This is a genomic window from Deinococcus indicus (assembly GCF_002198095.1).
GTDB classification, from domain to species: Bacteria; Deinococcota; Deinococci; order Deinococcales; family Deinococcaceae; genus Deinococcus; species Deinococcus caeni.
This window is the reverse complement of the sequence record NZ_NHMK01000030.1, coordinates 139,346-163,740: the sequence shown is the minus strand read 5'-3', so window position 1 is coordinate 163,740 and position 24,395 is coordinate 139,346. Positions and strand designations below refer to the sequence as shown.

The window sequence follows — 24,395 nt, the reverse complement described above, 5'->3', positions numbered from 1 at the left end:
GCCGTGCTGTACTGCGCGTATGCCCCTTGTCCACACTCTGGAGCGTGCCGACCTGACCCTCTCGTTCGTCGGCCCGGACGACGCCGACCGCGTGACCCGCGACCTGAAGCCCGGCGAGGTGCGCCTGCGCGCCCGCCGCGACTCGCACGACGAGGCCGCCGCCCTGGCCCCCGCCAGCCCCGACGAGGCCCGCGAGGTGGGCGCCGCCCTGGCCCGACTGGCCCGCGAGCTGCGCGCCGGGACCGTGCAGGTGGCCGCTACCCCGTACGCCGCCGCGCTGGCCGGGGCCGCCCTGGGCGGGGCGTGGCAGGACACCCGCTACCGCGCTCCCGCAGACCGCCCGGAACTGACCCTGGCCCTCGACGGCCTGAGCCGCGCGGACGCCGCGCGCGTGACCGGCCTGCACGCCGGCGTGACCTTCGCCCGCGACCTGACGAGCGCGCCCGCGAACGTCCTGAACCCCGCCACGCTGGCCCGCGAGGCCCGCACCCTGGAACCGCTGGGCCTGGACGTGGACGTCTGGGACGGCGCGGACATCACGGCGCGCGGCATGGGCCTGCTGGCCGCCGTCGCCGCCGGCAGCACGCACGGCCCGCGCCTGATCCGCGTGACCATTCCCGCACGCGGCGAGGCCACGCGCACCCTGGCGCTGGTCGGGAAGGGCATCACCTTCGACACCGGCGGGTACTCGCTGAAACCCCCGGCCGGGATGTACGGCATGAAGAACGACATGGGTGGCGCGGCCGCCGTGCTGGGCGCCATGCGCGCCCTGGCCGACCTGCGCGCCCACATCCCCGAAGGCACCGAGGTCCGCGCGTACGTGGCCGCCGCCGAGAACATGGTCGGCCCGGACGCCATGCGCCCCGGCGACATCTACCGCGCCGCCAACGGCCTGCACGTCGAGGTCACGAACACCGACGCCGAGGGCCGCCTCGTCCTGGCCGACACCCTGACCGTCGCCTGCCAGGAGGGCGCGACCGAACTCGTGGACCTCGCCACCCTGACCGGCGTGAAGATCAGCGCCCTGGGCAACGACATCGCCGCGCTGTTCAGCAGCGACCCCGCCCTGACCGACCGACTGAAGGCCGCCGCGCTGGCCGCCGGGGAACTCGTGTGGGAACTGCCGCTGCACCAGCCGTACCTGAAAGCCTTCCAGAAGGGCACGCTGGCCGACCTGAGGAACAGCGACCTGCAACCGGCGGGCGGCAGCATCAAGGCCGCGCTGTTCCTTCAGCAGTTCGTCACCCGCCCCTGGGCGCACCTGGACATCGCCGGGAACGCCGCCCGCGAGGAAAACGCCACCGGCTGGGGCGTGGGGACCCTGGTGGAGTACGTGCTGGCCCGCTGACAGCAGGGCAGGGGGGAGTGGGGAGTTAGCCGCGACCCGCTCCCCACTCCCCCCGCCGCATTACATGGTGGGGTGCAGGCGGCCGCGCAGCATCAGGCGCATGCGCTGGCCCAGGCGTTTGTAGGCGGGCGGGGCGTGGTTCGCGCCGAAGTCGATGGTGGCTTCCTCGCTGCCCACGTCATGCCCGTACTTCTGGGTCAGGAAGTAACGGTGATCCATGATCCACAGGTACAGGTCCGCCTCGGTGCGGCCGGGAAAGCGGGTCATGACGTCGTGCTTCTCGATGTTCTCGACGATGCGGGCGTACAGGCGGTGGTACCAGCTCTCGGCCGCCTCCTCGAAGGTCACGGGGGGCAGCCCGGCCCGTTCGGGCTTGCGGTCCAGGAAGTACTGGCGGGTGCGGATGTGCTCCAGCAGGCGCTCGTAGCGGCCGGGCGTCGTGAAACGGATGGCGCGGTGGCCGGGCACGGTCCGGTCCAGGTTCGTGGCCTTCAGGAACTGCGCGTACTCGCCCTTGATGATCAGGGTCTTGAGGGTGTCGTCCTCCTCGGGCGGCACGGCGACGTGCAGCTCGATCACGTACGCGTCGATGTACTTCTGACCCTGGCGCCGGGCGACGGACACGCGGTGGTTGCCGTCCTTCACGAAGTACAGGTCCCCGACCTTGTACACCTGGATGGGGGGCAGCTCCTTGCCCTGCAACTGCGCCGAGCGCACCCCGATCCAGCGTTCGTCCAGGTGGCGTTCCTTGGGCAGGTAGTGCCGGTCGAACTCGCGGTACCGGTCCACCGACCCGATGATGTGATCGACCTCAATGGTCTGGAGGCCGCGCTGGAACTCTCCGTCCGGCGCGAGGTGACGGACCCATTCGAAGGGCAGCAGTTCGTTCGGCTGGCGGCGCAGGATGGCCAGCAGGTCGCGGACGTCCCCCAGGAAGCGGGCGCGCTCGACTTCGTGCTTGGCCTGATCAAATGCGGACATGGGGCTCAACTCTCCTTGCGCCCGCAGCTGGGCGCGACTGGGCCGGGAGCCTGCCGTCAACGGGGGAAGAGGTCAGGACCCCCGGTCGTGCCTTCAGGATACACCGGCCGGGCGGGTTCCCTGTCCCGCAGGGTGCGCCGCTCCGGTCACCTCCCCGTCAGGGGGAGCGCGGGCCTATCGAAACACTTCATGCACGCCCCGAAGGTGTCCTGCGCCCTGTGCGGGGCGGGGTGGGGGCGTGTTGAATGCAGCCATGCTCGGGAAATTCTTCAAGAAACCGGCGGACGACATGGGAGGCCGCGTGCCGCCCGGCCAGACGCTCACGACCCGCTTTCCGGTCCTGACGTACGGCCCCACGCAGCACTACGCGCCGCAGGACGTGGTGATCCGCGTGACCGGACTGGCCGAGGAGAAGACCCTGACCTGGGCGGACCTGATGGCCCTGCCGCAGACCACCCTGACGTACGACATCCACTGCGTGACGCACTGGAGCAAACTGGACACCACCTGGACCGGCGTGCGCGTCGTGGACCTGATGGAGCACCTGCAACTGAAACCCGGCGCCACCCACGTCATGCAGCACTCGGTGGGGGGGTACACCACCAACCTGAGCCTGGAGGACTTCACGCGGCCTGAGAACCTGCTGGCCCACACCTTCGACGGGCAGCCCCTGGACGCCGAGCACGGCGGCCCGCTGCGGCTGGTCGTGCCGCACCTGTACTTCTGGAAGAGCGCCAAGTGGCTGACCGGCCTGGAATTCATGGCCGCCGACCGGCCCGGTTTCTGGGAGAAGAACGGCTACCACATGCGCGGCGATCCCTTCATCGAGGAACGCTACGACGACGACTGAGAAGCCGACGCCAGACGCGGCGGCCGACCTGACCGGCGCGGGCGAGTACCTCGTGCCGGACGTACTGCGCCCCGGCCTGACGCTGGTGCTTGTCGGCACGGCGCCCAGCCGCATCAGCGCCGCCGCCCGCGCGTACTACGCCAACCCCGGCAACCGCTTCTGGCGCACCCTGCACGCCGTGGGCCTGACCCCGCGCCTGCTGGACCCGCAGGAGTACCCCCGGCTGCCGGAGTTCGGGATCGGCCTGACCGACGTGGCCAAACGGCACAGTGGCGTGGACGCCGCGCTGCCTGCCCACGCCTTCGCGCCGGGCGAACTGCGCGGCAAACTGCGCCGCTACCGACCGGGCCTCGTGGCCTTCACCAGCAAGCGCGGCGCGGCCGAGACTCTGGGCGTACCCACCGCCCGCCTGCCCTACGGCCCGCAACCGGAGCGGCTGGAAGGCGCGGAGCTGTGGGTACTGCCCAGCACCAGCCCGCTGGCCTTCTCTCACTTTCAGCTGGAGCCCTGGCAGGCGCTCGCCGCGCGCGTGGCGGAGCTGCGCCCCGAACAGCCCGCCTCCACCCGGCCCTAAGCCGTTGCAGTCAGGGACCATGCGCCACTGTGCGGGGGTGAACGGGCGGGCCGTCTGAAAGAATGCTCCGCATGACCCGCTCCTTCGCCGTGGACCTCCGGGGCCTGATCGACCTGCTCAGCGAACACCTGTACGCCGGGCCGGAAGTGTACGTCCGTGAACTCATGCAGAACGGCGTGGACGCCATCCGCGCCCGCACCGACCTAGGCGACGCGTTCAGCCCCGCCCTGACCTTCGACGTGCAGGAGGGCCGCCTGACCTTCACCGACAACGGCGTGGGCCTGTCCCCGGACGACATTCACACCTTCCTGGCGACCATCGGCCGGTCCTCCAAGCGCGGCAGCGTGGAATTCATCGGTCAGTTCGGCATCGGGCTGCTCGCCTGCTTCCTGGTCAGCGAGGAGATCGAACTGGTGTCCCGCTCGGCGCGCGGCACGCCGCCCGTGCGCTGGGTGGGCCGCGCGGACGGCTCGTACACCCTGCTGACCGGCGAGGACGCCGGGCTGCCCGACGGGCCGGTCGGTACGCAGATCACCCTGCGCGCCCGCCCGGACCGCGCCGCGTTCCTGCTGCCCGACCGGGTGGCCGCCTGGGCCGCCGAGTACGGCGCGCTGCTGCCGTACCCGGTCACGCTGGGCGGGGCGCCCCTGAACGCCACGGGCGCACCCTGGCTGGACCACTCGCGCGGCGAGGAGGCCCGCCGCGCCGCGACGCTGGCGTACGGCGAGGCGCTGCTGAACGCCCCCCCGCTGGACTTCGTGGACGTGAACACCCACGCCGGGGCCGTGCGCGGCGTGGCGTTCATCCTGCCCTGGACGCCCAGCCTGGACGCCCGCGGCCACCACCGGGTATACGTGCGGCACATGCTGCTCTCGGAACAGGAGGAGCAGCTGACGCCCCGCTGGGCGTTCTTCGTGAAGACCGTACTGGACGCCGGAACGCTGCGGCCCAACGCCGCCCGCGACGCCCTGCGCGACGACGCCGACCTGCACGCCGCCCGCGAGGAGATCGCCGGGACGCTGCGCGACTGGCTGCTGCGGCTGGCGCGCGAGCAGCCGGGCCGCCTGCGCGAACTGATCACGCTGCACTACCTGAGCATCAAGGCGCTGGCCGCCGAGGACGACGACTTCCTGACGCTGTTCCTGCCGTGGCTGCCGTTCGAGTCCAGCGCCGGCCGCCAGACCCTGCCGGAACTGCTGGAACGCAGCGACGGGGAACTGCGTTTCGTGGCGGACCTGAACCTGTACCGGCAGGCCGCGCAGCTCGCGGCGCCCGGCGGGCCGCCCGTCATTCACGCCGTGTACACCTACGACCACACCCTGCTGGAACGCTACGGCGCCCTGAACCCGCAGGTGCGCGTCACGCGCCTGAGCGCCGCCGATCTGGTGCAGGACCTCGCGCCGCCCACCCCGGCCGAACGCCGCGCGACCGCCACGCTGCTGGCCGCCGCGCAGGACACCCTGGCCCCCCTGGACGCCGGCGTGCGCCTGAGCCGCTTCGAACCGGCCGCGCTGTGCGCCATGGCCTTCCCCGGCGCGCAACGCGACCTGCACCGGACCCGGCAGGCCGTCGGGCCGTCCGGCGGCCTGTGGGCGGACCTGCTCGACGACCTGAGGGACGTGAGCGCCGACACCTACGCCATGGACGTTCACTTCAACCTGAACCACCCGCTCGTGCAGCGGGCCGCGCACCTGCCCGACGGGCCGCTGCTGCGCCGCGTGCTGGGCATGCTGTACGTGCAGGCCCTGCTGCTGGGCCACCACCCCCTGACCGCGCGGGAACTGGAACTGCTGAACGGCGGTCTGCTCGACCTGATCGGCGCCGCCCTCGGCGACCCGGACCCCAGCCGCCCCGCCCCGCACCTGAACTGACCGCCCCGACCCACACCACACCCCGAGGAGTCCACCATGACCGTCCACACCACCCTGGAAGAGGCGCAGAACCTCCCGCACGGCCCGCAGCGCCTCGCCCTGGTCGAGGAGGCCGTCCGTCAGGCCGACCTGAGCGGCGACGGCGAGGCCGCCTACGAGGCCCGCAAGGAACTGATCTACTCGGCCAACTACGCCGGGCAGAGCGAGAAGATGCTCGTCGCGTTCGCCTGGTGCCGCGCGTACCTCGACGAGCACCAGGCCGAACTGGGCGCCTGGGAACAGCACGGCCTCGCCTGGTACCACAAGTGGGTGCTGATCGCCACGCACCACTTCCCGCAGATTCCGCTGGAGCGAATCCAGAACCTGCACCGCGACTACGCCGACCGCATCCGCGCCCTCGGGGCGGGCGGGGGCACCGTGCCGTACTTCGAGCTGCAACTCGCGCTGCACCGCGGCGACGTGAACGGCGCGCGCACCGCCTTCAACATCTGGCAGTTCGCGCGGCGCGACCACCTGAGCGACTGCCCCGCCTGCGAGGCCCAGACCATCGCCGACTACCACGAGTTCACCGGGGACGACGCCGGGTGCGCCGCGCAGGTGCAGCGCATGCTGGACCGCGGCATGAGCTGCTCGCACATCCCGCACTCCACGCACGGCATGGTCCTCCCGGCCCTGATCCGCCTGGGCCGCTGGGACGAGGCGCGCCGCCACCACGAACAGGGCCGCGACCTCGTGGCGGGCGACCCGGACCACGTGACCGCCCAGGCCCGCCACCTGGAGTACCTGAGCCTGACCGACCTGAGCGCCGCGCAGGACTGGTACGCCCGGCACGTCGGCTGGGCCGAACGCACCACCGAACTCGACACCCGCCTCGACTTCCACCTCGCGGCGGCGCTGCTGTTCAGCGGCCTGCGGGCCGCCGGTCGGGACACCCTCACCCTGACCCTCCCGCAGGACCTGCCCGGCCACCGCCCGGACGGCACGTACGCAGCCCACGAACGATTCGAGCATCACGCCGGGGCCGCCCGGACCCTCGCGCAGGCATTCGACGCCCGCAACGGCCTGCCGTACCACGCCCACCGGCTGGAACGCATCCTGGCGCTGGCGGACCTCCCGCGCCCCACGCCCGCCTGACCTTCCCCTCAACCGTGTCCCAGTCGGGAACGGCCGGGCCGGACGGCGCGTACTGTGGAGTATGGCGTCCCGCATTCCGCCCTCCCGCCCGTCAGACCCGGCCCGGCCCTCGGGCGCGGCCCGCCGCGTCGTGAGCGGCGCGGCCGGAGCCGCCCGCACGCTGGTCCACGCGGCCCGGCGCGACCCGGCCGCGCCGGCCGACCCCTGGAGCACCGGGGCGGCCCTGCAACCCACGGTGCGCCGCGCCGGAAGCCTGCTGGCCCTGACCGTCATCGGATTCCTGGTCGTGGGCGTCCTGGTGCCGCTGGCGATCCTGCTGGGCATCGGCGTGGCGACCGGCAGCGACGTGGCCGGCTGGCTGCTGGCCCTCGTGCTGGCGCTGCTCGTGGCGTTCGGCGTGTGGGCGTTCAGGCGCGTCCGCACACTGACCCGCCCCGCGCCGGTCACGCTGGACGCCGCCGCCCCGCCCGAGGAATGGACGCTGCTGGAAACGTTCCGGCAGCACGAACGCCGCCTGCCCAGCCCGGCGCGGCCCGCGCTGCAATCCGCCGTGCAGGCCACCCGCGAGGCCCTGCGCGTCACGAGCGGCGGCACCCTGACCCGCGACGCCTTCGACGCCCGGCAGGCCGCCCGTGCGGACCTGCCCGAACTGCTGACGGCGTGGCAGAGCGGCCCGCGCCGCCCCGAGGACCTGACCCGCGAACTGCACCTGATCGAGACCCGCATGCGGCAGGTCACGCAGGCGCAGGCCGCCGCGCAGGACCGCGAGGCGCAGGCCCGCCGCCGCTACCTGAGCGGCAAACTCCGACCCGAACCGGACAGCGACCCACCCACCTGATACGGACTCCGGTTGAATGGGCTGCAAAGCCCGCTGGGTCCGAGCGGATGCGACTCGGAGAGCTGCCCCGCAGAGCAGGAGAGAAACGCCCCTCCGGACGTGGAGCCGGCAGGGGCGGTGACCTTCCGGATTGTTGGCGAAACAAACGGCAGTCCGTATGAGCCACGGTGGGAACGCCGTGTCGGCGCCAGGGGAGAGGCCAGCCCGGCCGCATGAGCGGGGCCTGCACGTCGGGCCAAGAAACGCTCTGCGGCGCCTCAAGGCCCACGGTCAGGCGGAACACCTTCCGGCCGCCCGCCCCGGACCAGCATGAGAGGCATGAAGCGCCGCGCCCTCCTCCTCACCCTGACGGCCGCCGCCCTGACCGCCCCCGCCGCCGCGCAGGACGGTGCGCCCACCGACTTCGCGGACGCGTTCGCGGTCGATACCTCCGACCGGACCGACGTTCCCTTCGACGCGGGCGTCGTCGCCCTGACCGACCCGGCCCGCCGCAGCCTGGACGCCGTCCCGGCAAGGCGCGCGGTCAGGCCCGGCACCCCGGTGCCCGGTACGCCCCCCCAGCTGAACGCCAGCGTCACCGTCCGCTACGGCTCCGGGTCCCCGTCGGCGGTGCTGCTGCTGATGCCCGGCTACCTCGGCGGGGCCGGCAGTTTCGACCGGCTGGCCCGGCAGATCGTCACGCTGCGCCCCGACTGGGCCGTGTGGGCCGTGGACCGCCGCAGCAACCTGCTCGAGGACCACGCGGCGCTGCTGGGCCGCGACCTGGGCACCCTGGGCGGCGTGGCGCGCGCCGGGCTGCCCGTCCGCTCCCCGGCCAGCCTGCCGTTCATGAAGGACTGGGGCCTGGACACCACCCTGCGTGACTGGCGGGTCGCCGTGCTGGACGCCCGCCGCCTGACCCCGAACGTGTTCATCGGCGGTCACTCCATGGGCGGCACCCTGAGCGGCCTGTACGCCGCCTACGACTTCGGCGGCGTGCCCGGCGCGCGGGACGTACGCGGACTGGTCATGCTCGACGGTCTGCCCGGCCTGATGAGCGGCACGCCCCTGACCCCCGACGAGTACACGCAGGCGGCCCGCAACCCGCTGGGACCGCTGCCCGGCCTGAACAACCTGACCCGCGACCCGTACGTGAACTCGGTCGTGTTCAGCCCGAAATTCGCCAGCCGCGCCGCCGCGCAGGCCCGCCTCGCGGCGCTCGCACCGGACGCCCCCGCCCCCAGCGGCGGCCTGACCCTGTTCCCCGCCACCAACCTCGCGGCCGCCATGACCCAGCTCGAACAGCGGTACGCGCTGCTGCCGTTCCTGACCCTGAACACCGGCCGCGCCACGAACGCCAGCGAGGCCCCCAACCTGGGCGCCCGCCTGCTGGGCGCCGCCTTCCCCGGCGCGGGCGACACCCGCTGGATCGTCGGCCCGCAGGACCCCGCCCGCCCGGTCGGCTGGCAGACCGACCCGGCCGCGCCCACCGACCCGCAGGACTTCGCGCGGCGCTTCGTGACGCCCCTGAGCGATTACAGCGAATGGTACTTCCCGAACCGCCTGACCCTGGACCTCGCCGCCGCCCGCACCGACACGCGCGGCACGCCCTTCGAGAAGACCCTGCCCGTCTGGCACGGCGCCCAGCTGGCCCTGCCGGTCCTGGGCATCGCCGCCGCGCGCGGCGTGACCACCGAGGCGCAGTACCGCCAGTACGCCGCGACCACCCGCGCCACCCTGACCACCCGCACCCTGCCGGACGCCGCGCACCTGGACATCACGGTCACGCGCGGCGATCAGGTGGCCCGCTGGATCAGCGACTGGATGCAACCCCTGACCCGCTGAACCCTACCCCGGAGCCGAACGGCACAGGCTCCCGCTGACGTGCGGGGGCCTGTGCCATACGCACTCCGGTTCATACGGATTCCGTTTGTTTCGCCAACAATCCGGAACGTCACCGGATTGCCGGCTCCACGTCCGGAACCCGTTTCTCTCCTTCTCTGCGGGGCAGCTCTACGAGTCGCATCCGCTCGGATTGAACGGGCTTTGTAGCCCATTCAATCGGAGTCAGTATCAGTCGAGGTTCAGAAAGTCCCCATCCCCGGAGTTCACGTACTGCTCGATGTAACGCAGGTACCCCTGCCGACCGGCCTCGCGCGTCCAGGTTTTCACGCTGCTGCGCAGGCGGCCCAGGCCCTGCCGGAGTTCCTCGGCGCTGGGGTGATCGCCGGGCTGCGCCAGCAGGGTGGTCAGGTTCCGCAGCGCGGCGTCGTGGACCTCGGCGCGCAGGCCGTCCAGTTTGCCGGGCTTGAACGGGAAGTTCGTCGCCTCGGCCCGGTAACGGCGCGCGAGTTCCTCGAAGGCGCTGTCCACCTGCGCGTCCGTCAGGTCCGGATGAGCGCCGTACACGCCGAGAACCGCGAGTTCCACGGTCATCAGATAGGGCAGCAGGCGGTCGTCCGGAACCCGTTTCATTTCAGTTTCGCCTGCAGGTAGGCGGTCAGTTCGCTGATCTTCACGCGTTCCTGCGCCAGCGTGTCACGGTCGCGGACGGTCACGGTGTCGGTCAGGCTGGCGTCCTCACCCTTGCCGACCGTGTCGAAGTCCACCGTCACGCAGTACGGCGTGCCGACCTCGTCGTGGCGGCGGTACGCCTTGCCGATGTTCCCGCTGTCCTCCAGCAGGATGCGGCCCAGGCCGAGTTTCTGCAGGTCGCTCTTGATGGAGCGGGCCAGATCGACCAGTTCGGCCTTGTTGCGCGCCAGCGGAATCACGGCGACCTTGATCGGCGCGAGGTGCGGCTTCAGTTTCAGCACGATGCGCTCGTTGCCGTTCTCCAGCGTCTCCTTCGTGAACGCCTCGCTCAGGACGGCCAGCATGGCGCGGTCCACCCCGGCGGACGGTTCGATCACGAACGGCACGACCGGCTTGTTCGTCTCCGGGTGCGGAATGGTCAGCTTGGCGATGGAGTCGAGGTTCTCCTCGACGCTTGCCACCAGTCCCAGCTCGCTCTGGTTCTTGGTGTGGGATCCGAGGTCGTAGTCGCTGCGGTTGGCGATCCCCTCGATCTCCTCGTGGCCCAGGGTGGGGTAGTCGTACATCAGGTCGTACGTGCGTTTGGAGTAGTGCGCCAGATCCTCCTTCGGCACATCGAGGATCTCGATCTTGCTGCGCGGCACGCCCTGCGCCTCCCACCAGCTCAGGCGCTTTTCCAGCCAGTGCTCGTGCCACTCCTCGTCCGTGCCGGGCGTGCAGAAGAACTCGATTTCCATCTGCTCGAGTTCCCGCACGCGGAAGATGAAGTTACGCGGCGTGATCTCGTTCCGGAAGGCCTTGCCGATCTGCGCGATGCCGAACGGCAGGCGACGGCTGGTGGAGTCCACGACGTTCTTGAAGTTCGTGAAGATCCCCTGCGCGGTCTCGGGGCGCAGGTAGCCGTAACTCTCGTCGTCCGCGACCGGGCCGATGGTCGTCTTGAACATCATGTTGAACGGCTTGGGTTCGGTCCAGTCGCCGACCTCACCGCTGAACGGGTCGCGTACGCCCGCTTCTTTGAGCGCCTGCGACGCCTGCGCCGGGTTGGCGTTCAGGGCCGCCACGACCGCCGGGAAGTTCTCGGCACTCTGGCCTATCGCCTCGGCCACTTTCGAGATCACGTCGGCCTTCTGGTCCTTCACGAGATGATCGAGGCGGTAACGCTTGTTGTTCTTCCTGTTGTCGATCATCGGGTCGCTGAAGGTCGCCTCGTGCCCCGAGTGGCGCAGCACCTGCCGGTGCATGATGATGCTGGCGTCCAGGCCCTCCATGTCGTCACGCTCGTACACGTTGGAACGCCACCACGCGGCCTTGATGTTGTTCTTCAGTTCCACGCCCAGCGGACCGTAATCGTAGAAGCCCTGAAGGCCCCCGTAGATCTCGCTGCCCTGGAAGATGAATCCACGGCGTTTACACAGGCTGACGAGTTCTTCCATCGAAGTTGCTGGCATACGTGCTCCTTTTCGTGCGGGTACAGGAAAACGCCCCAGACGGCGGCCTTGTTCCGGCACTCGCTCGTCTGGGGACGCATGAAGTCACGCGCGGTTCCACCCCAGTTCCGGTCACCGCTCTCCGCGGCCCGACCGGCACTTTTGTGTCTGTTGAAGCTCCCCGCCGCCCTTCCCGCGCCGCCTGACCGCCCGACTCTCACCGTCACGGGCTCGCTCTGTGGTGGCATCTGCGCGGTACTCCTGCGGATCAACGCCCGTCCAGTCTGCGCCAGTCCGCCCCGGAGGGTCAAGTCCGCCGGTCCCACCCCCTGACCCACCCACCAGGCGGGTAAGTGAGGCGTGAGAGCCGAATGAAGTTTGCTACTGTCCGTGATGAGATGAAACTGCTTCCTACCCTGACTGTCTCCATCACCGGCCTGCTGGCCCTGAGCGCCTGCACCCCCGTGCAGCCCGGCAGCGTCGACTACGTGCCGCTCGTTCAGGACAGCGCCCTGTCCTTCACGCGCCTCGCGCCCGGTCAGACGGTGTTCGTGGAGTACCGCTACCCCCGCTCGCTGCTCGAGGAGAACGAGGAGTTCGACACGTACTTCAACGCCCTGACGTTCAACTACTCCCCGAGCGCCCGCGTGAACGGCAACGTCCCTGACCCCGTCCGCCCGGCCGACTGGCTGAAGTTCAAGAGCGCCGAGGCCCCCAGGGGCGTGACCATCTCGGTGCAGAAGGTCAACGTGGCCCGCGCCGTGCGCCGCACCACGGAGACGGGCGACAGCGTCAACGTGCAGTACAGCGACCAGTTCCGCGTGACGTACAAGGTGACGGCCGCCGCCGATGCCGAAACCGGCGTGGACGTCGCCATCGTGACCTTCACGGACGGCAAGAACAACCCGGATGTGAACCTGAACCTGAACGTCGGCAAGTAATACGGACTTCGCCTGAACGGTTTGTAAGATCTTTCAACCCGGGCAGGGCGAGCAGCAGAGAAACGGGTTCCGGGCGGGTCGCGCTGCCTGGGACCCGTTCGCGTTCCGGGGACTGTCAGGCTTGTCGGGCCGGGCGAGGCCCGCAGGTCGTATCCTGTGCGTTATGCCTGTTGCGGAATCCCGTCCGGAAACACACCCGGATTTTGAACTTGAGAGTGAGCACCTGTCCCAGACGGTCGCGGCGATGATCCGTCAGATCGAGTTCTGGGAGGACCGGGACCGGCAGATGGGCGCGGACCTGGAAACCAGCATCATCCTGGGCGATCAGGCCGAGGAGTTCGCGGCGATGCTCTCGCCGCACGTTCACCAGCCGTTCTTCGGGAGCCTGAAGGTGCGCGTGGCGGGCCGCGAGCAGACGCTGTACGTCGGGAAGCACGGCTTCCGGGACGTGAAGGGACCGTACTCGGTGGTCAGCTGGGACAGCGAGGTGGGCAGTCTGTTCTACTCCGAGGCGCTCGGCTGGACGCCCCGCCGGGGCAGCGCCGGGGTCATCCGGCGCCGCCGGCAGCTGGACGTGCACAGCAAGAAACTGCTGCGCGTGACCGACCTGTACGACGACGAGCAGGGCGGCGACACCGGCGGCCGCGAGGAGGTGCTGCTGCGCCGCCTTCAGGAGGACAGCACCGCCGGGATGCGGGACGTGGTCGAGACGCTGCAACCCGAGCAGAACGCCGCCATGCGCGCCCCCGCCGGGACGCCCGTGATCATTCAGGGCGCGGCGGGTTCCGGGAAGACCACCATCGGTTTCCACCGCCTGACCTGGATGACCAACCCTGACCGGGGCGCGCACCGCGCCCGCCCGGAGGCGTGCATGGTCCTGATGCCCAACCGCGTGCTGGCCGCGTATGCCGCGCGGATCCTGCCGGAACTGGGTATCGAGCGGGTCGTGGTGACCACCCCGGAAGCCTGGGCGACCGGCCTGCTGGGCCTGGAGAAACTGGAGGTCACGGACCGCACCCTGAGCCTGCTGCTGACCGACCGGGACAACACCCGCCGGGCGCTGGCGTGGCGCAAGGCGAAACTGCTGGGCGACGCCCGCATGCTGGACGTGGTCCGCACGCACCTGTGGGGCAAGTTCAACGCGGGTCTCGCCGGGCAGAGCATCCGCGAGAGCATCGAGGTGCGCGGGCGCGAACCGGTCACGCTGCACTTCACGGAGGCGGAACTGGCCGCCATGCTGCGCGACGTGTTCGCCGCCGACCCCCTGGCCGGGTACCGCGCCGGAATGCGCCGCGCCATCGAGACCGAGGCCCTGTCGCGCCTGAACGTCCCGGAAGGCGAGGAGGCGGGCGTGCTGCGGCAACTGTCCGCGCCGCTCACGACCTTCCTGGGGCGCGTGTTCGCCTCGACCACGCCCATCACCGAGGCCCGCCGCCTGCTGGGCAGCGCCGAGTCCCTGGCTGCCAGTGGCCTGCTGACCGACCGCGAGATCCAGCTGCTGCTGACCGACCCGCTGAGCGGCATTCCCACGCCGCGCCGCGCGAACGCGGACGTGACCGAGCTGCCCGTCATGCTGGCCGTGCAGGCCTTCACGGGCGGTATCGGCCGGCTGGACGGCCGCACCCTGGAACCCTTCGATCACGTGGTGCTGGACGAGGCGCAGGATTACTCGCCGCTGCTGTACGCGCTGCTGGGCCGCGCCACCCGTCCCGGTCACATCACGGCGCTGGGCGACCTGAACCAGGGCATGCACGGCTACAAGGGCCCCAGCTCCTGGGAGGCCGTGCAGGCGCAACTGCCGGGCGCGCAGGTGCTCACGCTGGGCCGCACCTACCGCTCGACCCGGCAGATCACGGAACTCGGGGCGCGGATCGCCGCCACGTACAACCGCGCCGCTGCCGTGCAGGGCGTGGACCGCGACGGCGCCGAGGTGCAGCGCTACACCGCCCCCGCCGACGCCCCGCACGGGGAACTGCCGCTGATCGCCCAGGCCGTGAAGGACGCGCAGGCCGCCGGGCACAAGAACATCGCCATCGTCACGCGGCGCGGCGTGGACGCCGACCGCCTCGCCGAGGCCCTGCGGGAATTCGACACGGACGCCCAGCCCATCACCACCCAGGAGCACCGCTTCCGGGGCGGACTGGTCATCCTGCCCGTGAACCTCGCCAAGGGCCTGGAGTTCAGCGCCGCCATCGTCGCCAGCGCGAACGCGCAGACCTACGACGAGAGCACCGAGTACGAACGCCGCCTGCTGTACGTCTCGGCCAGCCGCGCCCTGCACTGGCTGGGACTGGTCAGCGCCGGGGACCTGCACCCGCTGATCGCCTGAACGTCAAGGGTTGCGCGCCGCACTCCTCATCCCACCCTGGGCCGGGTGGGGGAGAGTGACGGCATGAGCGACGATCAGAAGACCACCGGCCAGGGCGGCCTGCCGGACGAAGCGGGGAACGGCATGAGCGACCGCAGCGGCCACTATGACGAGTCGGGCACGGGCGCGCAGGACACGGGGCTGGGCGGCGCGGCAACCGCCACGCCCGGCGCGGTGCCGGAAGATCAGGCGTCCGGAACCGGCACGACCTTCGGCGCGGACCCGAACGACGACCAGCGTTCCTGACCCCACCCTCCCCCTCTTTCCGGGCCTCCGCCACCTTTGGGGCGGGGGCCTTTCCCGTACACTGATCGGCTGATGAGCGCCCCTGCCCGCCCGCCCCTGACGCTGTCCGTCGCGCCCATGATGGACTGGACGGACCGGCACTGCCGGGTCTTTCACCGCACCCTGACCCGCCGGACGCTGCTGTACACCGAGATGGTCACGACCGGCGCGATCATCCACGGGGACCGTGACCGGCACCTGGGCTTCGACCGGGTCGAGCATCCGGTGGCGTTGCAGCTGGGCGGCAGTGACGCCGCCGCGCTGGCCGAGTGCGCCCGCATGGGCGAGGACTTCGGGTACGACGAGATCAACCTGAACTGCGGCTGCCCCAGCGACCGCGTGAGCAGCGGCTCGTTCGGCGCGTCCCTGATGGGCACGCCCGACACCGTGGCCCGCGCCGTCGAGGCCATGCGCGCCGCCACCCGCCTGCCCGTGACCGTCAAGCACCGCATCGGCATCGACGACCTCGACAGTTACGAGCACCTGACGAACTTCGTGCGGACCGTGGAGGCCGCCGGGTGCGACACGTTCATTGTGCACGCCCGCAAGGCGTGGCTCTCGGGCCTGTCCCCGAAGGAGAACCGCGAGATTCCGCCGCTGCGCTACGACGTGGTGCGGCAGCTGAAGGCCGACTTCCCGCACCTGACGGTCGTGCTGAACGGCGGCGTGCTGACCCTGGACGCCGCGCAGGACGCGCTGGCCTGGGCGGACGGCGTGATGATCGGCCGCGCCGCGTACCAGGACCCGTTCATCCTGGCCCGCGCCGACCAGGACGTGTTCGGCGAGAGTGCGCTGCCCGTCACGCGCCGCGAGGCCATCGAGGCGTTCGTGCCGTACGTGGCCGCGCAACTGGAGGCGGGCCACCCGCTGCCGCGCATGATGAAACACACCCTGGGTCTGTTCACCGGTCAGCCCGGCGCCCGCCACTGGAAACGCACCCTGAGCGAACAGGGCCACAAGCCCGGCGCCGGACTGGAAGTCGTGCGCGCCGCGCTCGAAGGCGTGCCCGCCGAGGTCCTCGACGCCCGCCCCGGAGCGACCGAACCCCAGCCCGCCTGACCGCGACCGGCAGACAGCAGGGCGACACCGGCATTCCGCGTGTCGCCCTGTTCAGTAGGCTCAGGCTATGCCCGCTGTTTCCTGTCTCCTCAGCCCCGGCGGGTGAAGTCCGGGGTTTCCGGCAGCGTCCGGATCCACGCGGCGATGATGTCCGTGCAGGCTTTCACGTCGTGCTCGTCGACCATCTCGCTGGGCGAGTGCATGTAGCGGTTGGGGATGCTGACGACGGCGCTGGGCACCCCGGCGCGCACCAGGGTCAGGGCGTCGGCGTCCGTGCCGGAGTAGCGGCCGGTGGCGCTCAGCGTGAAGGGAATCTCGGCCGCGCGGGCCGCGTCGGTCATCTGGCGGGTGATGACGGGGCTGACCATCGGCCCGACCGTCAGGTTCGCGCCGGACCCGAAGGGCGCCACGCCGTACTTCTTCTCGCTGACGCCCGGCTGTTTGGTCTCGTGAGTGACGTCCACCGCGACCCCGGCGATGGGGTCGAGGCGGTAGCCGCCGACCTGCGCGCCGAAGCAGCCGATCTCCTCCTGGCTGGTGCCGACGGCCACCACGCGGTACTTCAGGTCGTGGTCCTTCAGGGCGCGCAGGGCTTCCAGAACGATGAACGCGCCCACGCGGTTGTCCAGGGCGCGGCTCACGACGCGCGTGCCGACCATGATGGGTCCCTGCTCGACCACGCCGTACGTGCCGACCGGAATCAGGGTCTGCACCTCCTCTTTGGGCAGGCCCACGTCGATCCACAGGTCTTCCAGTTTGCTGGCCTTGCTGCGCTCGTCGGCCTCCATGACGTGAATGGCCTTCTTGCCGATCACGCCGATCACGTCCCCGCCGGGCGCGAGCAGGCGGATACGCTGCCCGACGAGCACCTGCGGGTCCCAGCCGCCGACCGGCAGCACCGCCAGGAAGCCCTCGCTGTCCACGTGCGACACGATCAGGCCGATCTCGTCGAGGTGACCCATCAGCGCGATGACGGGCGCGTCCTCGGGGCCGATCTCGGCGTAGGCGTTGCCGTAGTGGTCCTCGCTGGTGCGGGCGAATGTCGCGGCCTCTTTCAGCCACACGTCGGCGGCGCGGCGTTCCAGGCCGCTGGGCGCGGCGACTTCCAGCAGGCGGAACAGGAATTCACGGTTGATGACACTCATGACTGCGAGTGTACGCCCGCCCGTTATGCTGGGCCGCATGAATTCCCCCATCCGCTCGGACGGGCCGGACGGCGCCGCTCCGGACATCCGCGTTCAGGTGAACGTGCAGTACATGGCGGATCACAGCACCCCGGAACGGCACCTGTTCATGTACGTGATTCACATCGAGAACCGCAGCGACGACACCTGGCAGTTGCTGGCCCGCCACTGGGACATCATGGACGCCACGGGCCGCGTGACCCGCGTGGACGGCGAGGGCGTCGTCGGCGAGCAGCCCGTCCTGGCCCCCGGCGGGACGTTCCTGTACGACTCGTTCGTGACGCTGGAAGCCGCGCCCGGCCACATGGGCGGCCACTACCTGATGCAGGACGCCTGGGGCGTGCAGGCCCGCGTGACCATCCCGACGTTCGCGCTGATCCTGCCGGGCCGCACCCTGAACTGACGGCGCCGCTCAGTCCAGTGCGCCGGTCGTGTGGATCAGGCGCGCGGAGCGGAGGAAGGACGCTGGGTCAACGCAACAGGTCTTCCACGCCATGCTGTCGCGGGTCGAGCAGTTCCGCCACGGCTTCCGGCGTCAGGGCGTTGAAGTCCACCGGCACGGCCCGCCCGGAGAAGCGCAGGCCGCGCGCCTCGCAGTTCTCCATCAGGTGCTCCCACAGCACCTCGTAGTCTGCCAGGGTCACGGGCGTCCCGTCCTCTCGGGAGACCAGTCCCATGACAGCCCAGGTGCCGGCCTCGAACCGCGTTTCCGGGTGGCTGCGCTCGCTCATGGCTGCATCCTCTCACCGGGCCTCTGTCCGGCCCGTCACAGGGGGGGCGGTCAGTGTGAGATTCACGACGTCCGGTGGATCGTCCAGACGCCGGTCCGGGGGAGGGCAGGAGGCCTCGATGTGGGCAGGGCAGGGGAGAAACCGGGTCCGGGTCAGGCCTGCGGCATCTCGGCCTCGATCAGCGTGCCGTGGCCGGGGCTGGACAGCACGCGGTACAGGCCGCCGCGCGCCTCGACCCGTTCCCGCATCTGAAGCAGGCCCAGCCCGCCGGCGCTGCTGACCCGGCCCGTCACCTGCTCCGGATCGAAGCCGGCGCCGTCGTCCTGCACGCGCAGGGTCACGCGTTCGCCGCCGCGCAGGGTCACGCGGACCTCCTGCGCGCGGGCGTGCTTGGCGACGTTGTTCAGGCTCTCCTGCAGGATGCGGAACACCACGGCCTCGTCACCGGGCGAGAGGTGCACGTCCCCGCTGATGTCCAGCGTGGCCCGCAGGCTGTTCTGCTCGCCGAAATCCAGCACGTAGCGCCGCACGGTCTCCAGCAGTCCGTAGCGTTCCAGGTCGATGGGCCGCAGCGCGAAGATCGAGCGGCGCACCTCGCGGATCTGTTCGCGCAGCAGCGTGGTCGCGGCGCGCACCTCGCTCTCGGCGCGGGCCGGGTCGCTGTGGACCTGCCGGGCCACCACGTCCAGTTTCAGGGCCGCGAACGCCAGGGACTGCGCCACCCCGTCGTGAATTTCACGGGCGATGCGGGCGCGCTCGTCACTGATCGCCAGTTCCTCCGAGTACAGGTACGCCCGCGCATTCCGGACCGCCAGCGTCGCCTGCCCGGCCATCAGGGCCAGCAGCGACACCCGCGCGTCGTCGAAGGCGTTCGGGCGGGCGTCGCCCAGCATCAGCACGCCCACCAGTCCCTCGTCGTCCCGCATGGGGATGCCCAGCACGCTGCGGGCGTCCGGGAAGACCTCGCCGGCGTCGTCGGCAGTCGTGATGAGCGGCCCGTCCGCCTGCGCGACCCGCAGCGCGAACGGCGGCGCCACGCCACCGCCGCGCGCCTCGCCCTGCCGGTCCTGCGCGTACTCCAGGCGCAGCACGCTGTCCTGATCGGTCAGGAACACCGCGCGCGCCTCGGCGCCCACCCGGTCGGCCATGGTGCGGGTCACGCGCGACAGCAGGCGGCGCATGTTGCGTTCGGCGCGGATGCTCTGATCCACCGAGTACAGCGTCATCAGGTCCAGCGTCCGCTGCCGCACGGCCTCCACGCCGCGCGCCACCTCGGCCGCCAGCGCCTGCGCCAGCGACTCGGATTCCGGGCTGGGCGGCGCGTCGAAATGCAGCGCCAGCGCCCCACCCCCCGGAATGGACACCCGCAGCGGGTACAGTGCCGCGCTGGGCGACGAGAGCAGCGTCTCGCCGCGCGCCGAGCCGCTCAGGCCGCCCGGCACGGTCAGGGTCGCGTGCGTGGCGCCCGTCACGCGCACCGCGCCGCGCGCCGCGACGTCCAGCACGGCGTTCATGTCGGCCGCGTCCGTCAGGTCCCGCATGAGGGCCTGCACCGCGCCCAGCTGCGCGTGAGACGCCCGCAGCTGCCCGTACAGGTCCCGCAGCTCCCGCTCGGCCCGCTCACGCGCGCGGGTGCCTTCCGCGATCCACTCCACGCTGAAGTACGTCACGGCCGGCCCGACCAGCCCGTAGAACAGCAGGTGCGCCCACAACTCCTGCCCGGCCGGCAGCAGCGAGATCAGGAACTCCACCGCGCCCACCACCAGCACGATCAGGGGCGGCAGCACGTTCCGCACGACCTTCACCCGGTCCGACAGGCGGAACGCGCCGGGCAGGTCGCCGCCCATCTCTCCGGTCAGGCCCGCCGGGGACAGCGCCCCGGACATGCCATCCAGCCCTGCGGAGTCCAGGTCGGCGGCGCTGCCCTCCGGCCGCGCGGGCGTGCGGGCCGGGGTGTTCAGGAGCGGGTCAGGGCGGGGCGGCGCGGGAGCGTCCGGCATGGCGGCAGTCTAGAGCAGCCGGCCAGCGCTGCACCGCGACCCAGGCACTGCCGACGAAACAAACGGAGTCCATCAGCAGTGGTGCGGATACTGTTCGAGGGCCAGAGGGGACAGGCGTGGACAACGTCTTCTGTCACGCCATGCCTGCTCACCCCCTCCCAGCCTCCCCCCTCAAGGGGGAGGGGCAAACACGGCGTGTTCATCGCTGGTCTGTCCGGAAGGTATGAACCTGCCCGCACCATTGACACGGATTGCCGGCTCTACGTCCGGCCGCCCGCTGTTGCTCCCACTCTGCGGGGCAGCTCTCCGAGTCGCTTCGCTCGGACCCAGCGGGCTTTGCAGCCCATTCAATCCGAGTCCTTATCAGTCGTCCTGCCCGGCGTCCAGCGGCGCGGGGTCAGTCTGCGCGGGGTCGGCCTGGGGGCGGGGTTCGGTCGTGCCGCGCGCGGCGGCGTCCCCGACCTTCCAGTGAACCTGTCGCAGCAGGCCCCGGAACAGGCGCGTCTCGGCGCTGGTCATCAGGCCCCGGTCCAGCATCGCGCGCCACAGCCGCAGCGTGTGCCGGGCGCGCACGGCGTCCGTGTACCCGATCAGCTGCATGGTCTCGCGCAGGTGCCCGTACATGGATTCCATCTCGTCGCGCGTGGCGGTCTTGCGGGTCCGTTCCGGCTGCTCGTCCACGCCCTGAAGGAACTCGTAGCACACCAGCAGCACTGCCTGCGCGAGGTTCAGGCTGGCGTAATCCCCGGTCGGGACGCGCACCGTCACCTGACACTGCTCCAGGTCGCTGTTGATCAGGCCCGTCTCCTCCGGCCCGAACACCAGGGCCGGCGCGGCGGCGGCGCGCACCAGCGGGCGCACCTGCGCCGGGTGCTGCGGGGCCGGCAGGTCCGCGCGGATGCGGGCGCTGGTGCCCACGCTCAGGTCCCGGTCGGCCAGCGCCTCGCGCAGCGTGGGGTAGACGCGCGCGCCGCGCAGCAGGTCGGCGGCGTGGACGGCCATCGCCACCGACTGGGAGTCCAGGTGATCGCAGCGCGGCGCGACCAGCCGCAGGTCGTGCGCTCCCATGTTCAGCATGGCGCGCGCCGCCGAACCGATATTGCCGGGAGTTTTGGGGGAGACAAGGACAACGGCCAGATTCACAGCCGGGATGTTAGCGCGCCCGGACCCCCGCAGACGGTAAGCCGGAACCGGGCCGCGCCGGTCAGGGGAACGCCAGGATCGGCGTTTCGTCCGCCACGTGCAGGCCCAGCCGCAGGTCGTGCGCGAGTTCCTCCGGCGTGTCCCCCCAGGAATCCACGCTGACCCGCGTGATCCCGGCCGCCCGCAGGCGCGCGTTCACGCTGTTCAGCAGCGCCGCGCGCAGGTTCGTGTGCCGCCACGCGACCGTCACGCCCGGCGCGTCGATGCGGCCCACGCCGTCCTCGACGGCGGCGCGGCACACGCCCACGCCCCGGCCCTCCGCGTCCAGCGCCACGACACTCAGGTGCGAGTCGAAGCCGCCCCCGCCGTCCTGCGCCGCTTCCGGCGCGGCCGCGTGATGCCCCACCCGGTCCTCGAACGCCGCGAGCGCCTCCAGGCGCGCCGGCACGCTCACCTCGGCCAGGGGACGCAGCGTCACGCCCTCCGGGGCGTCCACATGCCGGTACGGCACGCGGCCCTCCAGCCGGCGGTACGCGCCGACCTCGCGGAACCCCGCCTCGATCAGCACTTCCGGCGGGAACAGGTGCCCCTCGGCGAAGGCGTACACGCGGCCCGCGCGTTCCCACGCGGCGCGCGCCAGGGCCGCCGCCGCCCCGGCGCGGCGCGGTCCGCCCAGCACGCCGCCCAGCAGCTCGGACCCGTGCGCCGGGCTGGGCCGCGTCCCGACCGCGCCCAGCACCACCTCGCGCGTGCCGTCCGGGAGCGGCTCGCCGTCCGGGCCGAGCGGCTCGTGCCGTTCGAACGCCACCCAGGCGTCCGTGCAGGCCTGCGCCATCCACGCGACCGCCTCACGCGGCGCCTCGTACAGCGCGGCCAGTACCAGTTCCAGTTGCTCGGGCCCCAGCGCCTCGACCTGCACCGGCCCCACCCGCACCGGCCCCACCGACTCTGCCCCGTCTGGGACCAGCGTGTCCTGCTCCTGCGTCACGTCCTGTCCGGCAGCGTGATCGTCGCCGCTCACGCCTCCACCAGACCCGCCACGGCCGGCGCGGCGCCGCTCAGCACCCGCGCGTACAGGCCCAGGTACTCGCGCGCCGGGCCGTCCCAGCTGAACTCCAGCCGCATCGCCCTCGCCGCGCGCGCCTCCCACCCGGCCGGATCGTCGAACGCGGCGCGCGCCTCCCGGCAGGCCCCCGCCAGCGCCCCCGCCGACGCCTGGGCGAACGAGAAGCCCACGTCGGCCGGCACGGTATCCACCAGCCCGCCCGTCGCCCGGACCACCGGCAGCGTCCCGTAGCGCATGGCGATCATCTGCGACAGCCCGCACGGCTCGAAACGGCTGGGCATCGCGAACGCGTCCGCACCCGCGTAGATGCGGTGCGCGAGCGGCTCGTTCATCCCCTGCGCGAACACCACCCTCGGATGCGCCGCCCACTCCCGCAGGCCCGCCTCCAGCGCCGGATCACCGCCGCCCAGCACCACCACGTTCCAGTCCTGCACCAGCTGCGGCAACGCCCCGATCAGCAGGTCCATGCCCTTCTGCTCGGCCAGCCGGCTGACACTCGCCAGAATCGGCGCGCCGTCCAGTCCGAACTCCGCACGCAGCGCCGCCACCGCCGCGCCCTTCCCGCGCGGGTCCGTGAACACCGGCACGTCCGGATCGCTCGCCGGATCCCAGCGCGCCTGATCCAGCCCGTTCAGGATGCCGCTCAGCCGACCCTCCGCCCGCAGGCGGGTCATCAGGCCCTCCAGCCCCTCCCCGAACTCCGGCGTGGTGATCTCCCGCGCGTACGTGGGACTGACCGTCGTCACCTGCGACGAGAACACCAGCCCCGCCTTCATCAGGTTCACGTCCCCATGAAATTCCAGCGTCTCATGCGTGAACGCCCACTCCGGCAGGCCCGTCCAGCCCATGCCGTCCAGCAGGTTCCAGCGCCCCTGGTACTGCAGGTTATGCACGCTGAACACCGACCGCACCCCCGAAAGGCGCGCGTGCGCCACCACCAGCCCCGCCTGCCAGTCATGCCCGTGCAGCACGTCCGGCCGCACCCCCAGCTGCGCCAGCACCGGCAGCACCGCCCGCCCGAACAGACTGAAGCGCCACACGTCGTCCGGGTGGTACAGGCCCGGCCGGTCGAAACACGCCAGCCCCACGAACAGGAACCGCACCCCGCCGCGCCGCACCTCGCCCACCCGCACCTCCGGCAGCGGCGGCTGCCCCGCCGCGCCCGCCAGCACCCCACGCCAGAGCGGCGTCACGGCCTCCTGCACGTCCGCGTACCACGGCGACACCACCGTCACCTCCGCCCCCAGCCCCGCCTGCACCGCAGGCAGCACCCCCAGCACATCACCCAGCCCACCGGACCGCGAGAACGGGAACACCTCGGACGCCACGTGCACGACTTGCATACCCAGCACTGTACCCGCCACGCCCCCACCAGCGCCCACGTTTGACAACGCCCGCCCCCGTTGCTACACTTCCCCTCGCCTGAACGACCGGCGTGGCACAGGCGCCTGAGGGCTCTTAGCTCAACGGTCAGAGCAGTCGGCTCATAACCGATTGGTTGCCGGTTCAAATCCGGCAGGGCCCACCAGAAACGGGCGGTTAGCTCAGTGGTAGAGCATTCGCTTCACACGCGAAGGGTCGTAGGTTCAAATCCTATACCGCCCACCAGAACAGAAAAAAGACCCCGCTCCGGCGGGGTTTTTTCATGCCATGCGTGGGGGGGGCTGCTGGCGCGGACACAGCCGCTCCCGCCAGATCATACGGACTGCCGTGTGTTGCGCTGACAATCCGGAACCCGCCCTTCTCCCACCCTGCGGGGCAGGTCTCCGAGTCGCAACCGCTCGGACCCAGCGGACTTCGCGGCCCATTCAATCCGGGTCCGGATCACTTCATGCCGGCGTTCCCGGTCTGCTTGACCGCCTCCATGCGCCCCAGCGCCCGCAGCCACTCGTCCTCGCTCAGGCTGTCCAGGGACCGCCCGGCAAAGTCCTCGGCCAGCACGGCACGCATCGCCTCTGCCTCCAGCAGGCTGGCCCCCTCACGGCCCAGGCGTTCCAGAATCGGGTCCAGACCCATCGAGCGGCTGATCGTCATGCCTCACGCTACCCCCCGCCACGGCCCGCGCAGATGAACGGCCC

General features: G+C 71.3%; 22 protein-coding genes and 2 tRNA genes. 14 read left to right on the top strand and 10 right to left on the bottom strand.

What is annotated here, in order from left to right; all coding sequences use genetic code 11:
* Nucleotides 1-19: 19 nt before the first annotated feature.
* Entirely contained in the window at nucleotides 20-1,348 is a 1,329-nt protein-coding gene (locus CBQ26_RS17940) for a M17 family metallopeptidase (protein WP_088249982.1), read from the top strand.
* Between the two features lie 60 nt (nucleotides 1,349-1,408).
* On the opposite strand, the gene CBQ26_RS17935 is transcribed toward CBQ26_RS17940, so the two are convergent.
* Nucleotides 1,409-2,329 carry a DUF4032 domain-containing protein gene (locus tag CBQ26_RS17935; RefSeq protein ID WP_088249981.1) on the bottom strand — a complete coding sequence of 307 codons (921 nt, stop codon included), beginning with the start codon at nucleotides 2,327-2,329 and terminating at the stop codon, nucleotides 1,409-1,411.
* A 253-nt stretch (nucleotides 2,330-2,582) separates the two neighbouring features.
* Between CBQ26_RS17935 and CBQ26_RS17930 the strand changes: the two genes are divergently transcribed.
* The 6 genes from CBQ26_RS17930 (at nucleotide 2,583) to CBQ26_RS17905 (ending at nucleotide 9,420) form a co-directional block, all read left to right on the top strand.
* Complete coding sequence (locus CBQ26_RS17930) at nucleotides 2,583-3,179, top strand: sulfite oxidase-like oxidoreductase (RefSeq protein ID WP_088249980.1); 597 nt, start codon at nucleotides 2,583-2,585, stop codon at nucleotides 3,177-3,179.
* A 52-nt stretch (nucleotides 3,180-3,231) separates the two neighbouring features.
* The gene (locus CBQ26_RS17925; protein WP_172418155.1) at nucleotides 3,232-3,753 is read left to right on the top strand and encodes a mismatch-specific DNA-glycosylase; all 522 of its coding nucleotides are present in this window, start codon (nucleotides 3,232-3,234) and stop codon (nucleotides 3,751-3,753) included.
* Between the two features lie 71 nt (nucleotides 3,754-3,824).
* Nucleotides 3,825-5,624, top strand: a complete 1,800-nt coding sequence (locus CBQ26_RS17920) for an HSP90 family protein (RefSeq protein ID WP_172418154.1) — start codon at nucleotides 3,825-3,827, stop codon at nucleotides 5,622-5,624.
* Between the two features lie 36 nt (nucleotides 5,625-5,660).
* The gene (locus CBQ26_RS17915) at nucleotides 5,661-6,758 is read left to right on the top strand and encodes a hypothetical protein (RefSeq protein WP_088249977.1); all 1,098 of its coding nucleotides are present in this window, start codon (nucleotides 5,661-5,663) and stop codon (nucleotides 6,756-6,758) included.
* 61 nt (nucleotides 6,759-6,819) lie between these two features.
* Nucleotides 6,820-7,596 carry a hypothetical protein gene (locus CBQ26_RS17910; RefSeq protein WP_088249976.1) on the top strand — a complete coding sequence of 259 codons (777 nt, stop codon included), beginning with the start codon at nucleotides 6,820-6,822 and terminating at the stop codon, nucleotides 7,594-7,596.
* A gap of 318 nt (nucleotides 7,597-7,914) precedes the next feature.
* The gene (locus CBQ26_RS17905) at nucleotides 7,915-9,420 is read left to right on the top strand and encodes an alpha/beta hydrolase (RefSeq protein ID WP_088249975.1); all 1,506 of its coding nucleotides are present in this window, start codon (nucleotides 7,915-7,917) and stop codon (nucleotides 9,418-9,420) included.
* A 228-nt stretch (nucleotides 9,421-9,648) separates the two neighbouring features.
* Here the strand turns inward: CBQ26_RS17905 and CBQ26_RS17900 are convergent, their stop codons facing one another.
* Nucleotides 9,649-10,050 (bottom strand): hypothetical protein, encoded by a 402-nt coding sequence (locus CBQ26_RS17900; protein WP_088249974.1) that lies wholly within the window; start codon nucleotides 10,048-10,050, stop codon nucleotides 9,649-9,651.
* Nucleotides 10,047-11,561 carry a glycine--tRNA ligase gene (locus tag CBQ26_RS17895; protein WP_088249973.1) on the bottom strand — a complete coding sequence of 505 codons (1,515 nt, stop codon included), beginning with the start codon at nucleotides 11,559-11,561 and terminating at the stop codon, nucleotides 10,047-10,049. The genes CBQ26_RS17900 and CBQ26_RS17895 overlap by 4 nt, the downstream gene beginning before the upstream one ends.
* A 377-nt stretch (nucleotides 11,562-11,938) precedes the next feature.
* Between CBQ26_RS17895 and CBQ26_RS17890 the strand changes: the two genes are divergently transcribed.
* The 4 genes from CBQ26_RS17890 to dusA all read left to right on the top strand — a co-directional run bounded on the left by CBQ26_RS17890 (nucleotide 11,939) and on the right by dusA (nucleotide 16,193).
* Nucleotides 11,939-12,481, top strand: coding sequence for a hypothetical protein (locus tag CBQ26_RS17890; protein WP_088249972.1), 543 nt, complete (start codon nucleotides 11,939-11,941; stop codon nucleotides 12,479-12,481).
* A 163-nt stretch (nucleotides 12,482-12,644) separates the two neighbouring features.
* The gene (locus CBQ26_RS17885; protein ID WP_308430582.1) at nucleotides 12,645-14,810 is read left to right on the top strand and encodes a HelD family protein; all 2,166 of its coding nucleotides are present in this window, start codon (nucleotides 12,645-12,647) and stop codon (nucleotides 14,808-14,810) included.
* Between the two features lie 63 nt (nucleotides 14,811-14,873).
* Complete coding sequence (locus CBQ26_RS17880) at nucleotides 14,874-15,095, top strand: hypothetical protein (protein ID WP_088250078.1); 222 nt, start codon at nucleotides 14,874-14,876, stop codon at nucleotides 15,093-15,095.
* Between the two features lie 72 nt (nucleotides 15,096-15,167).
* Nucleotides 15,168-16,193, top strand: a complete 1,026-nt coding sequence (gene dusA, locus CBQ26_RS17875; protein ID WP_088249970.1) for a tRNA dihydrouridine(20/20a) synthase DusA — start codon at nucleotides 15,168-15,170, stop codon at nucleotides 16,191-16,193.
* Nucleotides 16,194-16,282: 89 nt separating this feature from the next.
* Here the strand turns inward: dusA and CBQ26_RS17870 are convergent, their stop codons facing one another.
* The gene (locus CBQ26_RS17870; RefSeq protein ID WP_172418153.1) at nucleotides 16,283-17,338 is read right to left on the bottom strand and encodes a M20/M25/M40 family metallo-hydrolase; all 1,056 of its coding nucleotides are present in this window, start codon (nucleotides 17,336-17,338) and stop codon (nucleotides 16,283-16,285) included.
* A gap of 37 nt (nucleotides 17,339-17,375) precedes the next feature.
* Between CBQ26_RS17870 and apaG the strand changes: the two genes are divergently transcribed.
* Nucleotides 17,376-17,780, top strand: coding sequence for a Co2+/Mg2+ efflux protein ApaG (gene apaG, locus CBQ26_RS17865; protein WP_088249968.1), 405 nt, complete (start codon nucleotides 17,376-17,378; stop codon nucleotides 17,778-17,780).
* Between the two features lie 67 nt (nucleotides 17,781-17,847).
* Here apaG and CBQ26_RS17860 read toward each other — a convergent pair whose 3' ends face one another.
* From CBQ26_RS17860 to CBQ26_RS17840, 5 genes are all read right to left on the bottom strand, one after another.
* The gene (locus CBQ26_RS17860) at nucleotides 17,848-18,108 is read right to left on the bottom strand and encodes a hypothetical protein (RefSeq protein WP_088249967.1); all 261 of its coding nucleotides are present in this window, start codon (nucleotides 18,106-18,108) and stop codon (nucleotides 17,848-17,850) included.
* Nucleotides 18,109-18,260: 152 nt separating this feature from the next.
* Nucleotides 18,261-19,955, bottom strand: a complete 1,695-nt coding sequence (locus CBQ26_RS17855; protein WP_172418164.1) for a GAF domain-containing sensor histidine kinase — start codon at nucleotides 19,953-19,955, stop codon at nucleotides 18,261-18,263.
* 516 nt (nucleotides 19,956-20,471) lie between these two features.
* The gene (locus CBQ26_RS17850; RefSeq protein WP_088249966.1) at nucleotides 20,472-21,251 is read right to left on the bottom strand and encodes an RNA methyltransferase; all 780 of its coding nucleotides are present in this window, start codon (nucleotides 21,249-21,251) and stop codon (nucleotides 20,472-20,474) included.
* Nucleotides 21,252-21,312: 61 nt separating this feature from the next.
* Nucleotides 21,313-22,272 (bottom strand): hypothetical protein, encoded by a 960-nt coding sequence (locus tag CBQ26_RS17845; protein ID WP_244898082.1) that lies wholly within the window; start codon nucleotides 22,270-22,272, stop codon nucleotides 21,313-21,315.
* Nucleotides 22,269-23,660, bottom strand: coding sequence for a glycogen synthase (locus CBQ26_RS17840; protein ID WP_088249965.1), 1,392 nt, complete (start codon nucleotides 23,658-23,660; stop codon nucleotides 22,269-22,271). The genes CBQ26_RS17845 and CBQ26_RS17840 overlap by 4 nt, the downstream gene beginning before the upstream one ends.
* 109 nt (nucleotides 23,661-23,769) lie before the next feature.
* Between CBQ26_RS17840 and CBQ26_RS17835 the strand changes: the two genes are divergently transcribed.
* Together CBQ26_RS17835 and CBQ26_RS17830 are read left to right on the top strand one after the other, a co-directional pair.
* Nucleotides 23,770-23,845: transfer RNA gene (locus CBQ26_RS17835), tRNA-Ile, on the top strand.
* A 5-nt stretch (nucleotides 23,846-23,850) separates the two neighbouring features.
* Nucleotides 23,851-23,925, top strand: a tRNA-Val gene (locus tag CBQ26_RS17830).
* Nucleotides 23,926-24,141: 216 nt separating this feature from the next.
* Here CBQ26_RS17830 and CBQ26_RS17825 read toward each other — a convergent pair.
* Nucleotides 24,142-24,351, bottom strand: a complete 210-nt coding sequence (locus CBQ26_RS17825) for a hypothetical protein (protein ID WP_088249964.1) — start codon at nucleotides 24,349-24,351, stop codon at nucleotides 24,142-24,144.
* Nucleotides 24,352-24,395: the final 44 nt, after the last annotated feature.

What these genes read in the sequence shown, in the direction of transcription:
- CBQ26_RS17940 (WP_088249982.1), top strand. Translation starts at nt 20, where the DNA reads ATGCCCCTTGTCCACACTCTGGAGCGTGCCGACCTGACCCTCTCGTTC.
- CBQ26_RS17935 (WP_088249981.1), bottom strand. Translation starts at nt 2,329, where the DNA reads ATGTCCGCATTTGATCAGGCCAAGCACGAAGTCGAGCGCGCCCGCTTC.
- CBQ26_RS17930 (WP_088249980.1), top strand. Translation starts at nt 2,583, where the DNA reads ATGCTCGGGAAATTCTTCAAGAAACCGGCGGACGACATGGGAGGCCGC.
- CBQ26_RS17920 (WP_172418154.1), top strand. Translation starts at nt 3,825, where the DNA reads ATGACCCGCTCCTTCGCCGTGGACCTCCGGGGCCTGATCGACCTGCTC.
- CBQ26_RS17915 (WP_088249977.1), top strand. Translation starts at nt 5,661, where the DNA reads ATGACCGTCCACACCACCCTGGAAGAGGCGCAGAACCTCCCGCACGGC.
- CBQ26_RS17910 (WP_088249976.1), top strand. Translation starts at nt 6,820, where the DNA reads ATGGCGTCCCGCATTCCGCCCTCCCGCCCGTCAGACCCGGCCCGGCCC.
- CBQ26_RS17905 (WP_088249975.1), top strand. Translation starts at nt 7,915, where the DNA reads ATGAAGCGCCGCGCCCTCCTCCTCACCCTGACGGCCGCCGCCCTGACC.
- CBQ26_RS17900 (WP_088249974.1), bottom strand. Translation starts at nt 10,050, where the DNA reads ATGAAACGGGTTCCGGACGACCGCCTGCTGCCCTATCTGATGACCGTG.
- CBQ26_RS17895 (WP_088249973.1), bottom strand. Translation starts at nt 11,561, where the DNA reads ATGCCAGCAACTTCGATGGAAGAACTCGTCAGCCTGTGTAAACGCCGT.
- CBQ26_RS17890 (WP_088249972.1), top strand. Translation starts at nt 11,939, where the DNA reads ATGAAACTGCTTCCTACCCTGACTGTCTCCATCACCGGCCTGCTGGCC.
- CBQ26_RS17885 (WP_308430582.1), top strand. Translation starts at nt 12,645, where the DNA reads ATGCCTGTTGCGGAATCCCGTCCGGAAACACACCCGGATTTTGAACTT.
- CBQ26_RS17880 (WP_088250078.1), top strand. Translation starts at nt 14,874, where the DNA reads ATGAGCGACGATCAGAAGACCACCGGCCAGGGCGGCCTGCCGGACGAA.
- dusA (WP_088249970.1), top strand. Translation starts at nt 15,168, where the DNA reads ATGAGCGCCCCTGCCCGCCCGCCCCTGACGCTGTCCGTCGCGCCCATG.
- CBQ26_RS17870 (WP_172418153.1), bottom strand. Translation starts at nt 17,338, where the DNA reads ATGAGTGTCATCAACCGTGAATTCCTGTTCCGCCTGCTGGAAGTCGCC.
- apaG (WP_088249968.1), top strand. Translation starts at nt 17,376, where the DNA reads ATGAATTCCCCCATCCGCTCGGACGGGCCGGACGGCGCCGCTCCGGAC.
- CBQ26_RS17860 (WP_088249967.1), bottom strand. Translation starts at nt 18,108, where the DNA reads ATGAGCGAGCGCAGCCACCCGGAAACGCGGTTCGAGGCCGGCACCTGG.
- CBQ26_RS17855 (WP_172418164.1), bottom strand. Translation starts at nt 19,955, where the DNA reads ATGGGCGGCGACCTGCCCGGCGCGTTCCGCCTGTCGGACCGGGTGAAG.
- CBQ26_RS17840 (WP_088249965.1), bottom strand. Translation starts at nt 23,660, where the DNA reads ATGCAAGTCGTGCACGTGGCGTCCGAGGTGTTCCCGTTCTCGCGGTCC.
- CBQ26_RS17825 (WP_088249964.1), bottom strand. Translation starts at nt 24,351, where the DNA reads ATGACGATCAGCCGCTCGATGGGTCTGGACCCGATTCTGGAACGCCTG.